Here is a 12,858-nt window from a genome sequence, read left to right as displayed (position 1 = left end):
GTCCGGTCGCCGCCCCAGGTCGTCACTGCGCGTTTGCCGCTTCGGCTGTCGACTGCACGCGGTAGGCGATCAGGCGCGGCGCGTCGGCGACGAAGCGGTCCAGTACGCCATCGGCGATCTTGACCGGGCCACCGAAACGCGTGGCGCCGGGAATCGAGGGGATCGCTGCGGCTTCGGCGGCAATCTGCTTCGCATCGGTAAACGCCACTGCCGCCTGCGCATCACCGCGATTGGCGGCGTCCAGGCCGGCAGCGGTTTGCTGCAGCGCGCGGCCCCAGCCTTGCATCGCCTCCAGCCAGGGGCGCGATTGTTCGGCAAAGCCCTTGTCGGCCACGCCTTCGCGAATGATCTGCGGCGCGGCAGCAATCTCGTCCGCCGTGCGCGCCAGCTCGGCGATGGCCTGGCTGCGCGCTGCCGCATCGCCGAGCGCGATCGCCTCGCGCACATTGTCGAGCACGGCCTTCAGCCGCGGCGCCTGTTCCTGCCACGGCTGGCTGCCGAAGGTCGGTGCCAGATGCTGGGTGTCGAAGAAGGTGAGCAGCGCGGCGGTCACCTGCGCATCGCCTCCGGCCAGATCGCGCGCTGCCGCATGCCAGGTGCGCTGCGCGTCGTAATCCTTGTCGTTCCACGCGAACGCGGTCAGCCCCATCACCGCGACGCGGCTGGGCACTTCCTGATTCATCGGATTGGAGACGATGCCGGACAATTCCGCCGACAAACCCGCCTCGCGGCGCGCGTACGGCGCCATCAGCAAACGCCCGGCCGAGGTTTCGAAATCGTTGACCGGGTAGTTGTCCCACAGCAGCGTCTTGCGGCCGAACGCCTTGGTGGCCGCGCGTGCGTCGGGGATGGAAATGGCCGGCGGCACCACGTCGGTGCCGGTCCACTGCACCACGACTTTCGGGTCCAGGTGCTTGCGCAGTGCTTCCTTGTACGGGCTTTCCTTGGCGTCGAAATACTCGGTCGGCACCATGATCAATTCCGACGCTGCATCGTGGCGGGCGACCAGATCGGCCTGCACCAGATTGAGCAGATGCGACTGCGCGATGCCGGCCGCTTGCGCGCCGGAATCGCCAAACGTGGTCTTGTCGCGCTCGCAATTCCACTTGGTGTATTCGATATCGTCCAGCGCCACATAGAAGCTGCGCACGCCCAGCGCGCGGAAGGCATCGAACTTGCGCAGCAGCGCCTTGGCGTCGGCCGGATCGGAGAAGCACACCGTCGGCCCCGGGGAGATCGCATAGACGAAGTCGACGTGATTGCGTTTGGCGGTGGCCGCCAACTTGCCCAGCGCCTTTAACGTCGCGGCCGGATACGCCTCGCGCCAGCGGTCGCGCGCGTACGGGTCGTCCTTCGGGCTGTAGATGAAGGTGTTGGCCTTGGTGCGGGCAAGAAATTCCAGATGTTTGGTGCGATCGGCCATCGACCACGGTGCGCCGTAGAACCCTTCGATGGTGCCGCGGATCGGCATCGCCGGATGATCCTGGATCACCAGGGCCGGGATGGCGGGACGCTCGACCAGCTGACGCAGCGTCTGCGCCGCATGAAACAGCCCATCGTTGTCGTGACCGGCCAGCGTGATCAGGCTGCCGTTGCCGAGCGCGACGCTGGCGAGCGTATAGCCCTCCTTGTGGGTGTCCTGCGCCGCCTTGCTGCGCGTCAGTGCATCGCGCACCACCGCCGCCTCGCCGGTGCCGAGCACGATATGCGGGCGGTCGAGCGTGGCAGGCAGACGCGATGCGGTTGCGAGTTTTGTAACGCCAGCGGTGCCGAGGATACGGCGCACCAGCGCGACCGACGCCGGGTCCGCACCCGGCGCCACCACCAGCACGACCGACCGACCGAGCGTGACGGTGCCGCCCTCCAGCGCGATCGACGTCGGGGTCGGAAAGATCGCCGGCTGTGTGACCGGCTGCGCCAGCGCAGGGGCCGTCAGGCTTAGCGCCACCAGGACCGGAAGCAGGCGCAAGCCCGACTTGCCATCACGTCGCTTCATTCCGAACTCCGGTATTGAAATGGTATTAACCCTAGAGTAGGCAAGTCGTCGCGCGGCGACAAGCAGGGTCGTATCAGGACGTTCTAAATCTCTTCCACAATTCCCAGCTGGGTTACGGGCAGGCGGCCGGTACCGTTGCTGGCCTCTGGTGTCGGGGCCGATCTGCGGTATTGAAATGGTATGAGCCGGCCACGTAGCGCGGCGCGCGTTGGCGATACTTGGGCCATGCGGCCAGGCTGCTCCACCGAAGGTGGGCCCGGCTGCCAATTTCATAAACGCGTTGGTTGTCGGCAGCTGGATGCCGCCTACGAGGGCAGTGACCGACGGTGCAGACCTGGCCCCGTGGCGCTGTTTTTCTGTCATCGGTCAGTTGCCTGCGCAATGCCGGCACAGCATCGACCGAAGTTGCTTCCGGTGACGCCTTACAACGCGTCGCTATCCAGCTCGCCGGTGCGGATGCGCACCACGGTGCCGAGGTCGTAGACGAACACCTTGCCGTCGCCGATCTTGCCGGTGCCGGCCGCCGCGACGATGGCCTCGACCACGCGCTCGGCCTGGTCGTCGGTCACCGCCACTTCGATCTTCACCTTGGGCAGGAAATCGACCACATACTCGGCGCCGCGATACAACTCGGTGTGGCCTTTCTGGCGCCCGAAACCCTTGACCTCGGTCACCGTGATACCCGCCACCCCGCAGCCGGCGAGCGCTTCGCGCACATCGTCGAGCTTGAACGGTTTGACGATGGCCATGATCATTTTCATCGGTGCAGATCCCAGGGCATGACGGTCGCGCAGCATACCGTGGACGGCCGCAACACTCATCTCATACGCATCGCCGTCACCGCGACCGACAGCCGAATGGGACTATCCTTACCGCCTGCCGACTGCCTTGCCGATGTCCCGCGTGTTCCGGCCTGCACTAGGCTTCCTACGGACCTGCGGAGAACCCCATGATCGATTTCAATCAGCTCGACGACCTCGCCCGCCGCCTCAGCGACCTGGTGCCGCCGGGCCTGCGCCAATCGCGCGAAGAACTGCAGAGCACCTTCAAGGGCGCACTGCAGGCAGGCCTGGGCAAGCTGGACCTGGTCACCCGCGAAGAGTTCGACGTGCAGCGCGCGGTGCTGCTGCGCACGCGCGAAAAACTCGACGCACTGGAACAGGCCGTCGCCGCACTGGAAGCACGCATGCCCGGCACGCCGCCCACCGCGCCACCTGCCACCCCCTGACCTAAGGCCCTCCACCATGAGTCTGGCGCTGGTGCACAGCCGTGCCCGCGTGGGGGTGCATGCGCCTGAGGTCCGGGTGGAAGTGCATCTCTCCGGCGGTCTTCCCTCCACCCAGATCGTGGGCCTGCCCGAGGCTGCAGTGCGCGAGTCGCGCGAACGCGTGCGTGCCGCGCTGCTGTGCGCACAGTTCGAATTCCCGGCACGGCGCATCACCATCAATTTGGCGCCGGCCGATTTACCCAAGGAGGGCGGCCGCTTCGACCTGTCGATCGCGCTCGGCATCCTGGCCGCCAGCGGGCAGATCGACCGCCAGGCCTTGGCCGAGTACGAATTTCTCGGCGAGCTCGCCCTGACCGGCGAGTTGCGCGGTGTCGATGGCGTACTGCCCGCCGCTCTGGCAGCCGCGCAGGCCGGCCGCCGCCTGATCGTGCCGCTGGCCAACGGTGCCGAGGCCGCCATCGCCGGCCACGTCGAAGCCTTCACCGCGCGCACGCTGCTGGAAGTCTGTGCCACGCTCAATGGCACCCAGAAGGCGCCCGCCGCCGAACTGGCGGTGCAAGCGCTCGGCGCACGCGCGCTGCCCGACATGGCCGACGTGCGCGGCCAACCGCATGCCCGCCGCGCGCTGGAAATTGCCGCAGCCGGCGGTCACCATTTATTGCTGGTCGGTAGCCCTGGCTGCGGCAAGACCTTGCTGGCCTCGCGCCTGCCCGGCCTGCTGCCGGAAGCCAGCGAGGCCGAGGCGCTGGAAACCGCCGCCATTACCTCCATCAGCGGTCGCGGACTGGATCTTGTGCGCTGGCGGCAACGCCCCTATCGGGCTCCGCACCACACCGCCAGCGCGGTCGCCTTGGTTGGCGGCGGCACACATCCACGCCCCGGCGAGATCTCGCTGGCCCACAACGGCGTGTTGTTTCTGGACGAGTTGCCCGAGTGGCAACGCCAAACGCTGGAAGTGCTGCGCGAGCCGCTGGAATCGGGGCTGGTCACCATCTCGCGCGCCGCGCGCAGTGTGGATTTCCCGGCAAGATTCCAATTGGTCGCTGCGATGAATCCCTGTCCGTGCGGGTGGGCCGGCGATAGCAGCGGACGTTGCCGTTGCAGCAGCGACACCATCGGCCGTTATCGCAGCCGGATCTCCGGCCCGCTGCTGGACCGGATCGATCTGCATGTGGAGGTCCCGCGCCTGCCGCCGCAGGCCCTGCGCAGCGGCAACGTCGGCGAGGACAGTGCCAGCGTGCGCACGCGCGTGGTCGCGGCGCGCGCGCGGCAACTTGCACGTGCCGGCGTGCCCAATGCACAACTGGACCAGGCACAAACCGATCATCACTGCCGCCTGCAGAATGACGATCAGCTGTTGCTGGAACGCGCCATCGAACACCTGCAGCTATCCGCGCGCTCGATGCATCGCATCCTGCGCGTGGCACGCACCATCGCCGATCTCGACGACAGCGCGGGTATTGCCACGCGCCATCTCACCGAAGCGATCGGCTACCGCAAACTGGATCGCGCGGTGGGCACGGCAAGCGCAGCCTAATGGCTGCGCTCCAGCGGCATCAGCATCCCAACATGCATTTCATGACGATGCACGTACAACATCTGCCATTCCATTACGCAGAGGCCGCCATGAGCCGACTTCCCGAACTCCTCACCGTCCCGTCGCTTGATCTGAATCGTTATCTGGGCACCTGGTACGAGATCGCGCGGCTACCGATCCGCTTCGAGGATGCCGATTGCACCGATGTGTCGGCGCACTATTCGCTGCAGGACGATGGCACGGTGCGTGTGCAGAACCGCTGCCTGACTGCCGAAGGCGAGCTGGAAGAAGCAATCGGTGAGGCGCGCGCCATCGACGATAGCAACGCGCGCCTGGAGGTCACGTTCCTGCCCGAAGGCCTGCGCTGGATTCCCTTCACCAAAGGCGATTACTGGGTGATGCGCATCGATGCGGACTACACCGCCGCGTTGGTCGGTGGCCCCGACCGCAAGTATCTGTGGCTGTTGGCACGGCTGCCGCAGCTGGACGAGAACATCACCCAGGCCTATCTGGCGCATGCGCGCGAGCAGGGCTTCGATCTGGCCCCGCTGATCCACACCCCGCATACCGGGCGGCTGACCGAACAGCCGCTCTCCTGATCAGGGCATTGGGGTTTTCAATAAAGCAACCCACACCGCCGAGGGGGCACTGCACCTTACGACTAGCCAGGTTTCTGTCAGTTGTGGAGCGGTTGATCTGCAGCTCGGCTGCGGGGCCCTTGCCCGCTTACCATCGCGGGACACGCTGCAAGTACGTCCCTGTAAGCTCTTACGCGGCATCCATGCCGCGTAAGGTCCCGCGATGGTAAGCGGGCAAGGACCAGTCGAGATGGTCGGTGTGCAGGGTGCAAGCAATGCACGAGTGCCTTTAATGCGCTTAGCTCTCATGTAGTTGCGGCCCCGCATCAGCAAGCCAACGTAATCAGCGAGATGGTCCGCTTTTCGCAAAGCTATCGACCCACTCTCTGGTGCGGTGTCCTCGCCGATTGCGGGACCGTGTGGCGGCATGGATGCCGCCACCGAGCCCCCAGGGACGGGTTCACGGCGTGTCCCGCGAGCGGCGAGGGCACCGCGCAGTCGACTACCCCACCCCCCCGGCCTCCAGCGCACCTCATGCATGTGCGTCGTCGATTAACTGGCGAATCTAAAGCACGCACTCAACCGTTGAGTGTGCTCAGATCCTTGGCCGCAGCCTGCGCACCTTCCAGGCTGTCGAAGGCCACGCCGGTGTCGCCGACCACGTATTTGGTGAGTTCGCCGTCGCGCGTGGTTTCCTGCATCTTGAAGATCGGCACGGCATCGGTGCCGCCGACACGTTCTTTCTGGGTTGTCATGGGTGATTCCTCCTCGGAAAGCGTCTTGCGTGGGACCGGATTGTCCCGCTGCTCCCAAACGGGAGGGCAGACCTTTCGACCCTAGCGCGCCATCGCGTGCAGGCGTGTGAACCTATTGACAAGCCCGCTTGCCACTCTGCGGTGCATGCGCGTCGGCAGAAAATCACATCCGCTTCGCTCCGAGGACGCGCGCAATGCACGCGCGTGTCGTACATTCGCGACGTGCAGCCTCATCAGTCCATGTCTCCTGTCGTCACCATGCGCGCATCGGGCCTCCGTGCTCGCGGCGCATTCGCTGTACCGGTTGCTCGGCAATGCGCATCTGCCGCGCACTGTCCAGGGCGCACTGCGTGAGCTGGCCGCCATGCAGATGCGGGGGATGAGGTGAAGCGACAACGCATCATCAGTGTGACCGTGTTGCTGGTGGTGCTGTGCGCAACCCTTCCGATCAGCCTGTCCTATTACCTGGCGTGGCGGCTGGCGCTGGATCGCGAGCAGAGCAGGCTCAGCCAGCTGGCGGCATTGTCGATCCGGCGCACCGAAGCCGCCTTCGACGAAGCGCACGGCGCGCTGGTGAACATGGCTGGCTCGCAGCTGCCGCGCTGTTCCCCTGAGCATCTGGCGCAGATGCGCGCATTGGTGCTGACCAGTCATTACATCGTGGAGTTGGGGCATTTTCAGCAGCGCCGTTTGCGCTGCACCTCGTGGGGGCCGTTGCCAGAGGCCATTCCACAGTCCACCCCGGATTTCGTGGTCAAGCGCGGCATTGCGGTGACCACCCGCCTGCGTCCGCTGGCCAATCCGCAGCACCCGCTGATGGCGCTGCAGCTGGACGACTACAACGTGTTGATCAATCCGGCCACCCTCACCGACATCAATATCCCACCCAGCCTGCAACTGGCGATCGGCACCCCGACCGGGCAGATCCTGAGCAGTACCGATATCGCCGCCGAGCAATTGTTGATCGAGCCGTTGCCCGATACATCCAGCGCAGACGCAACGCAGCCGCAGGTCTTGTCCGGCCGCGACCGCCGTGGCGACTGGGCTGCGGTGGTCACCGAACCGGCCGCTTACCTGCGAGGCCCGCTGGCGGCGGCACGCCTGCAGACAGTGCCGGTCGGCATCGCATTGGCGCTGCTACTGGTCAGCCTGGTGATCTGGGTTTCGCGGCGGCGGCTGTCGCCCTTGGCACGCCTGGAAAGCGCCGTGCAGCGCGGCGAATTCATCGTGCACTACCAGCCGATCATCGCGCTCGATAGCGGCGCCTGCGTCGGTGCCGAGGCGCTGGTGCGCTGGCAGCAATCCGATGGCGTGCTGATCCCGCCCGACGCCTTCATTCCGCTGGCCGAAGAGAGCGGTCTGATCCTGCCGATCACCGACATGGTGGTGGCCGAAGTCATCCGCGAACTCGGCCCGACCCTGGCGGCGATTCCGTCCCTGCATGTGGCCATCAACGTCTCGGCCGGCGACATCAAGAGCGGCCGCGTGCAGACCGTGCTGGCGCAAGCACTGCGCGGCACCGGCGTGGACAGCGGACAGCTGTGGGTAGAGGCCACCGAGCGCAGCCTGATGGATATCGACGCGGCACGCGCCACCATCACCCACCTGCGCGGCGCCGGCCACACGGTGTCGATCGACGACTTCGGCACCGGCTATTCGAGCCTGCAGTACCTGCAAGGGCTGCCGCTGGATGCATTGAAGATCGACAAGTCGTTCGTGGACACCATTGGCACCCACTCGGCTACCAGTGCGGTGACCTCGCACATCATCGACATGGCCAAGACGCTGAAGTTGCGTACCATCGCCGAAGGCGTGGAGCGCCAGGAGCAGCTGGACTATCTGCGCGCGCATGGCGTGGATCTGGCACAGGGCTGGCTGTTCTCTCGTGCGCTGCCGGCCACCGGTTTCATCGCGTATCACGCGCTGATGCGCGGCGCCGCACACTGACCGGGGGCGGTGCGTCGCCACACCCTGACCTGAGCCGGCCCTGCGCGCCGCCGACCCACCAGGCACAGCGCCAGCCGGCGTGCGCAAACGGCGGGCTCGACTCGCAGCGCAGGCCTTCACCGCTGTCGCAAGGCACCGACCGCGCCAGCGCGATGATGCACAACGTCGTATGGCGACCACTTCGCCGACCCAACAAAAAGGGCCGCCAATGGCGACCCTTTTTGATCATGTTGATCAAGCGCTTTGCCTGATCAGGCGCTCTGCAAGGCGCCTTCGCGTTGGCGGCGTACCGGCTTGGGCCGGCTCGGGAAGGCATGGCGCACGATCCGCCACATCACCTGACCGAACTGACGCGGCAGCGAACCGGTGTTGTAGTGCTGGCCGTAACGCGCACAGATCTGCTTCACTTCCACGGCAATCTGCGCATAGCGGTTGGCCGGCAGATCCGGGTAGAAGTGATGCTCGATCTGATGGCTCAGATTGCCCGACAGCACGTTCATCAGCTTGCCGCCGGTCAGATTCGACGAGCCACGCAGCTGACGCAGATACCAATGGCCGCGCGACTCGTTGCGGATCGATTCCTTCGGGAACACTTCCGCATCGGCGGTGAAGTGGCCGCAGAAGATGATCACGAAGGTCCAGATGCTGCGCAGCACGTTGGCGGCGAGATTGCCCAGCAGCACAGTCAGGAAGAATGGGCCGGCCAGCAGCGGGAACACGATGTAATCCTTGAGCATCTGGCGGCCCATCTTGCGGCCCACCGGAAGAAACGAAGCGCGCAGCTCTGCGGCTTTCATCTTGCCGGCAAACCAGCGGCCCAGACGCAGGTCCTGGATCGCCACGCCCCATTCGAACAACAGCGCGAAGAACACCGCCACGAACGGCTGCAGCAGGTAGAACGGGCGCCAGCGCTGCTCGGGGAAGATGCGCAGCAGGCCGTAGCCGATGTCGTCATCCATGCCGCGCACGTTGGTGTAGGTGTGGTGCTTGAAGTTGTGCGTCTTGCGCCAGTTGTCACCGGTGGCAACGATGTCCCACTCGTAGGTGTTGCCGTTGAGCTGCGGGTCGCCCATCCAGTCGTACTGGCCGTGCATGACGTTATGGCCCAGCTCCATGTTCTCCAGGATCTTGGACAGGGTCAGCAGCACTACGCCGGCAATCCACGCCGGAATCAGCACGCTATGCACGAACGCGCCCAGAAACAGCAGCGCGCGACCGGCCACACCGGTCCAGCGCACCGCCGCCACGATGCGGCGGATGTAGCGCGCATCGTCGGCGCCGACCTGGGCCTGCACGCGGGCGCGGATGGCATCGAGTTCGTCGCCAAACGACTGCAGTTCGGCAGCGGACAGGGAACGGTTATGGACTCGGCTCATGAAGATTCCTTACAGATCCAGGATCAGGTCAGTGCTCGGGGCACTGATGCACAGGCGGACCTGTGCGGTGGGTTCGTTGCTGCGCTCACCGGTCAACAGGTGGCGCGTGGTGCCGGCCTGGCGCGCGCAGGCGCAGCTGTTGCAGATGCCCATGCGGCAGCCGTGTTTCGGCCGCAGGCCTTGCGCTTCCAGGCCTTCCAGCAGCGACTGGCCGCGCGGCAGGGTGAGCGTACGGCCGCTGCGTGACAGCTGCACCTGCACCTCACCGGCCTCGCCATCGTCCAGCGTCGGCACGCTGAAGGCTTCTGCCTGAAACGCGGCCACGCGCCCCTGCAAGCGCTCGCGCGCAGCCTGCACAAAACCGCCCGGGCCGCAGACCATGACGTGACGGTTGGAAAGATCGGCGATCTGCTCCAACGGATAGGTATCCACGCGCGCAGCCGGCACTTCGCCTTCGCGGGTGGTCAGCAAACGCACGCACAGGCGCGGATGCGCCGCCGCCAGCGCTTCGAATTCTTCGACAAAACAGGCTTCGTCGCGCTGGCGCACCCAGTACAGCAGGTCCACATCCATCGGCATGCCCGCCTGCGCGGCGGCCTGCAGCAGCGCGCGCATCGGGGTGATGCCCGAGCCGGCGGCCAGCAGCAACAAGGGGGTGGGTATGGTCGGCAGCAGCATGTCGCCGAAAGCCGGATCAAGCGAGACCACCGTGCCGATGGCCGCATCGGTTGCCAGGTAGCGACTCACCAGACCGCCCTCGATCGCCTTGACGGTGATCGCCAGGCGGCCATCGGCAAGCACGGTCGGGCTATAGCTGCGCAGCAGGCGGCGGCCATCGATCTCCACGCCCAGGCTCACGTGCTGGCCGGCCTGCAGGCCCTGCCAGTGGCCGTTGGGCTGCAGCACCAGGGTCACCGCATCACGGCTGGCTGCGGTGCGCGCAACCAGGCGGGCCATCGGCCGTTCCAGGGTCCACAAGGGGTTGAGCCGGGTTGCCCAGAAGTCGAACAACTGCGGCGACACCAGCCGGCGCGCCAGGCGCGTCGGCAACGGGGACTTGGACTTGGGGTCAGATGCCAGGTTCATGGATTGCACTATACGCATGCATGCACAGGCGTGTATACAGTTGTATATCGGCCGAAGGGGCTATGATTCATCCCCACGACCGGCCGCAGCCTCATGACCTCCATCGCCCTGCCTTCCCACGACGCGCCGCCGTCACGCAAGCCGGCGATTTCACGCGAGGATCTGATCGCCGCCGCGTTGTCGTTGATCGGCCCGCACCGCAGCCTGTCCACGTTGAGCCTGCGCGAGGTGGCACGCGAAGCCGGCATCGCGCCCAACAGCTTCTATCGCCAGTTCCGTGACATGGACGAGCTCGCCGTGGCCTTGATCGATCTGGCCGGGCGCTCGCTGCGCACCATCATCGGCCAGGCCCGCCAACGCGCCACCTCCACCGACCGCAGCGTCATCCGTGTGTCGGTCGAGGCCTTCATGGAACAGCTGCGCGCCGACGACAAATTGCTGCACGTGCTGCTGCGCGAAGGTGCAGTGGGCTCGGATGCGTTCAAGCAGGCAGTGGAGCGCGAGCTCAGCTATTTCGAAGACGAGCTGCGCGTGGACCTGATCCGCCTGGCCGCCGCCGACAACGCCAAGCTGCACGCACCGGCACTGGTGTCCAAGGCGATCACCCGGCTGGTATTTGCGATGGGCGCAGTGGCGATGGATTCGCCGCCGGAAAAAGATCCCGAACTGGTCGAGCAGATCTCGCAGATGCTGCGCATGATCCTGACCGGCGCACGCACGCTGGGTACGCACGGCGGTTGAGTGTGCGTGTGCTTTCGCATCTAAAAACCGACGCTGCAACTCGAAATCTGGGTTGTCTTGGAGCGGTTGGATGGCGTGGATAGATCAGTTGTAGAGCGGTTGATCTTTAGCTTTTCTGCAGGGCCCTTGCCGGCCCACCATCGCGGGACACGCCGCAAGTACGTCCGTGTAGGCTCTTACGCGGCATCCATGCCGCGTAAGGTCCCGCGACGGTAGGCCGGCAAGGACCAGTCGAGATAGTCGGTGTGCATTTTTTTCAACAAAGCAGTCCGCAAGCTTCCTGGTGCGGTGTCCTCACCGCTTGCAGGACTCTTTGGCGGCATGGATGGATTCACGGCGTGTCCCATTAGCGTTGAAGGTACCGCGTCTGCTAACGCGGCTTGGAGGCTTCCAAGTTGTCGGCTCGAAAACTTGATTGAGGTCGTCTGTAGACGCCATTGCTGTGCATCAAAGGGGAAAATAGAAAAAGCCGCGCATACCCCTTAATTTCTGCGGGAAAATATTGCAGCGGCATGTCACCAACCTCATCCGCACTTTGCTCGTGCACAGTTCAGGCATGTCGCGATGATGCTCACATCTACGCACACGCGTTTCACTCCGGCATCGCCATGGTGGCGCCACGTTGGCGATCTGTATCCACAGACCGCATCCACCAGACAGCCGGAGACGACATGACCAATCACGACAGCAATCTAGACAAGCTGGATAAGCAGGAACGCGCAGCAGAAGCACAGGATTCGAATCGTGACCCGATCTCCGGTGCACCCGGATCGCATCCGGTTGGCGTGGGCGTTGGTGGCATCGCGGGCGGCGCTGCAGCAGGCGCGTTGGCCGGCACCGTGTTCGGCCCGCTGGGGACCTTGATCGGTGCGGCAGTCGGTGTTGTGGCTGGCGCTGCGGCCGGCAAGGGCGTGGCAGAACGCCTGGACCCGACCGTCGAATCCGAATACTGGCGCCAGGAACATCAGAACCGTCCTTACTACAAGGAAGGCACCGATTACGATCGCGATTACGCAACGGTTTACGGGTTCGGTCTGCAGGCACGCGAAACGCGTCCGACCAGCACCTGGGAAGAAACCGAAGCGACCCTGGCCGGCGAGTGGCCACGTAATCGTGGCGAATCGCGTCTGGAGTGGGACGATGCACGTCTGGCTGCACGCGATGCCTGGGAGCGTGCCGATCGCACGCACAGCGTGTATCGCGATGGCGACACGCATTACGAAGGTCGCTTCGACAGCGCAGGTTATCGCGATGCCGACTATTCGTACGACGATTATCGCCCGGCATATCGCTACGGCATGCAGGCACGCCAGCAGCACGCCGGCCGCCAGTGGGACGACCATCTGGAACGCGACCTGGGCGATGGCTGGGATCGTTTCAAGTCCAACTCGCGTCTGAGCTGGGAAAAGGCCAAGCATGCCGTGCGCGAGGCATTCGACTCCGAGCATCACGACGAAGCCGCACGTCGTAACCCGACCGATCCACGCGTGTAACTCGTCTCGATCCAGCGCTTCACTGCAGTGAAAGCGCGAGCGTAATGAATAAAGAACGGGCCCAATGGGCCCGTTTTTTTTTTGCCGCGCGTTCGTGATGATCGAACATGGCGTGATCAGC

The 12,858-nt window shown here is 65.1% G+C and carries 11 protein-coding genes; 6 read left to right on the top strand and 5 right to left on the bottom strand.

Going from position 1 to position 12,858, the window contains the following annotated elements:
• Nucleotides 1–22: 22 nt before the first annotated feature.
• Together FFY45_RS06020 and FFY45_RS06015 are read right to left on the bottom strand one after the other, a co-directional pair.
• The gene (locus tag FFY45_RS06020; protein ID WP_176339749.1) at nt 23–1,996 is read right to left on the bottom strand and encodes a glycoside hydrolase family 84 protein; all 1,974 of its coding nucleotides are present in this window, start codon (nt 1,994–1,996) and stop codon (nt 23–25) included.
• 422 nt (nt 1,997–2,418) lie between these two features.
• A complete protein-coding gene (locus FFY45_RS06015; protein WP_303396510.1) occupies nt 2,419–2,793 on the bottom strand; it encodes a P-II family nitrogen regulator in 375 nt (124 codons plus the stop codon).
• Between the two features lie 152 nt (nt 2,794–2,945).
• Between FFY45_RS06015 and ubiK the strand changes: the two genes are divergently transcribed.
• From ubiK to FFY45_RS06000, 3 genes are all read left to right on the top strand, one after another.
• A complete protein-coding gene (gene ubiK / locus FFY45_RS06010; RefSeq protein ID WP_176339748.1) occupies nt 2,946–3,224 on the top strand; it encodes a ubiquinone biosynthesis accessory factor UbiK in 279 nt (92 codons plus the stop codon).
• Nucleotides 3,225–3,240: 16 nt separating this feature from the next.
• On the top strand, nt 3,241–4,761 hold the full coding sequence (locus FFY45_RS06005; protein WP_176339747.1) for a YifB family Mg chelatase-like AAA ATPase: 1,521 nt from the start codon (nt 3,241–3,243) through the stop codon (nt 4,759–4,761).
• Between the two features lie 89 nt (nt 4,762–4,850).
• Complete coding sequence (locus tag FFY45_RS06000; RefSeq protein ID WP_176339746.1) at nt 4,851–5,360, top strand: lipocalin family protein; 510 nt, start codon at nt 4,851–4,853, stop codon at nt 5,358–5,360.
• A 557-nt stretch (nt 5,361–5,917) separates the two neighbouring features.
• Here the strand turns inward: FFY45_RS06000 and FFY45_RS05995 are convergent.
• Nucleotides 5,918–6,094 carry a hypothetical protein gene (locus FFY45_RS05995; protein WP_006449000.1) on the bottom strand — a complete coding sequence of 59 codons (177 nt, stop codon included), beginning with the start codon at nt 6,092–6,094 and terminating at the stop codon, nt 5,918–5,920.
• Nucleotides 6,095–6,478: 384 nt separating this feature from the next.
• Here FFY45_RS05995 and FFY45_RS05990 point away from each other — a divergent pair, with 384 nt between their 5' ends.
• Nucleotides 6,479–8,041: an EAL domain-containing protein gene (locus FFY45_RS05990; protein WP_176339745.1), complete on the top strand. Its 1,563-nt coding sequence runs from the start codon at nt 6,479–6,481 to the stop codon at nt 8,039–8,041.
• A 251-nt stretch (nt 8,042–8,292) separates the two neighbouring features.
• Here the strand turns inward: FFY45_RS05990 and FFY45_RS05985 are convergent, their stop codons facing one another.
• Together FFY45_RS05985 and FFY45_RS05980 are read right to left on the bottom strand one after the other, a co-directional pair.
• Nucleotides 8,293–9,417 carry a fatty acid desaturase family protein gene (locus FFY45_RS05985; protein WP_176339744.1) on the bottom strand — a complete coding sequence of 375 codons (1,125 nt, stop codon included), beginning with the start codon at nt 9,415–9,417 and terminating at the stop codon, nt 8,293–8,295.
• A gap of 9 nt (nt 9,418–9,426) precedes the next feature.
• Complete coding sequence (locus FFY45_RS05980) at nt 9,427–10,503, bottom strand: ferredoxin reductase (RefSeq protein ID WP_176339743.1); 1,077 nt, start codon at nt 10,501–10,503, stop codon at nt 9,427–9,429.
• Nucleotides 10,504–10,596: 93 nt separating this feature from the next.
• On the opposite strand from FFY45_RS05980, the gene fabR reads away from it, so the two are divergent.
• Both fabR and FFY45_RS05970 read left to right on the top strand, forming a co-directional pair.
• On the top strand, nt 10,597–11,244 hold the full coding sequence (gene fabR, locus FFY45_RS05975; RefSeq protein WP_006449004.1) for an HTH-type transcriptional repressor FabR: 648 nt from the start codon (nt 10,597–10,599) through the stop codon (nt 11,242–11,244).
• 671 nt (nt 11,245–11,915) lie between these two features.
• Nucleotides 11,916–12,737 (top strand): hypothetical protein, encoded by an 822-nt coding sequence (locus FFY45_RS05970; RefSeq protein ID WP_115039477.1) that lies wholly within the window; start codon nt 11,916–11,918, stop codon nt 12,735–12,737.
• Nucleotides 12,738–12,858: the final 121 nt, after the last annotated feature.

The sequence above is a fragment of the Xanthomonas hortorum genome (genome assembly GCF_011305375.1).
Lineage (GTDB): Bacteria > Pseudomonadota > Gammaproteobacteria > Xanthomonadales > Xanthomonadaceae > Xanthomonas > Xanthomonas hortorum_E.
Note: the sequence above shows the minus strand (reverse complement) of the source record. Positions and strands in the feature narration are given on the sequence as shown.

Excerpts from the sequence above, each read along its gene's own strand:
- FFY45_RS06020 (WP_176339749.1), bottom strand. The coding sequence starts at position 1,996 with ATGAAGCGACGTGATGGCAAGTCGGGCTTGCGCCTGCTTCCGGTCCTG.
- FFY45_RS06015 (WP_303396510.1), bottom strand. The coding sequence starts at position 2,793 with ATGCTGCGCGACCGTCATGCCCTGGGATCTGCACCGATGAAAATGATC.
- ubiK (WP_176339748.1), top strand. The coding sequence starts at position 2,946 with ATGATCGATTTCAATCAGCTCGACGACCTCGCCCGCCGCCTCAGCGAC.
- FFY45_RS06005 (WP_176339747.1), top strand. The coding sequence starts at position 3,241 with ATGAGTCTGGCGCTGGTGCACAGCCGTGCCCGCGTGGGGGTGCATGCG.
- FFY45_RS06000 (WP_176339746.1), top strand. The coding sequence starts at position 4,851 with ATGAGCCGACTTCCCGAACTCCTCACCGTCCCGTCGCTTGATCTGAAT.
- FFY45_RS05995 (WP_006449000.1), bottom strand. The coding sequence starts at position 6,094 with ATGACAACCCAGAAAGAACGTGTCGGCGGCACCGATGCCGTGCCGATC.
- FFY45_RS05985 (WP_176339744.1), bottom strand. The coding sequence starts at position 9,417 with ATGAGCCGAGTCCATAACCGTTCCCTGTCCGCTGCCGAACTGCAGTCG.
- FFY45_RS05980 (WP_176339743.1), bottom strand. The coding sequence starts at position 10,503 with ATGAACCTGGCATCTGACCCCAAGTCCAAGTCCCCGTTGCCGACGCGC.
- fabR (WP_006449004.1), top strand. The coding sequence starts at position 10,597 with ATGACCTCCATCGCCCTGCCTTCCCACGACGCGCCGCCGTCACGCAAG.
- FFY45_RS05970 (WP_115039477.1), top strand. The coding sequence starts at position 11,916 with ATGACCAATCACGACAGCAATCTAGACAAGCTGGATAAGCAGGAACGC.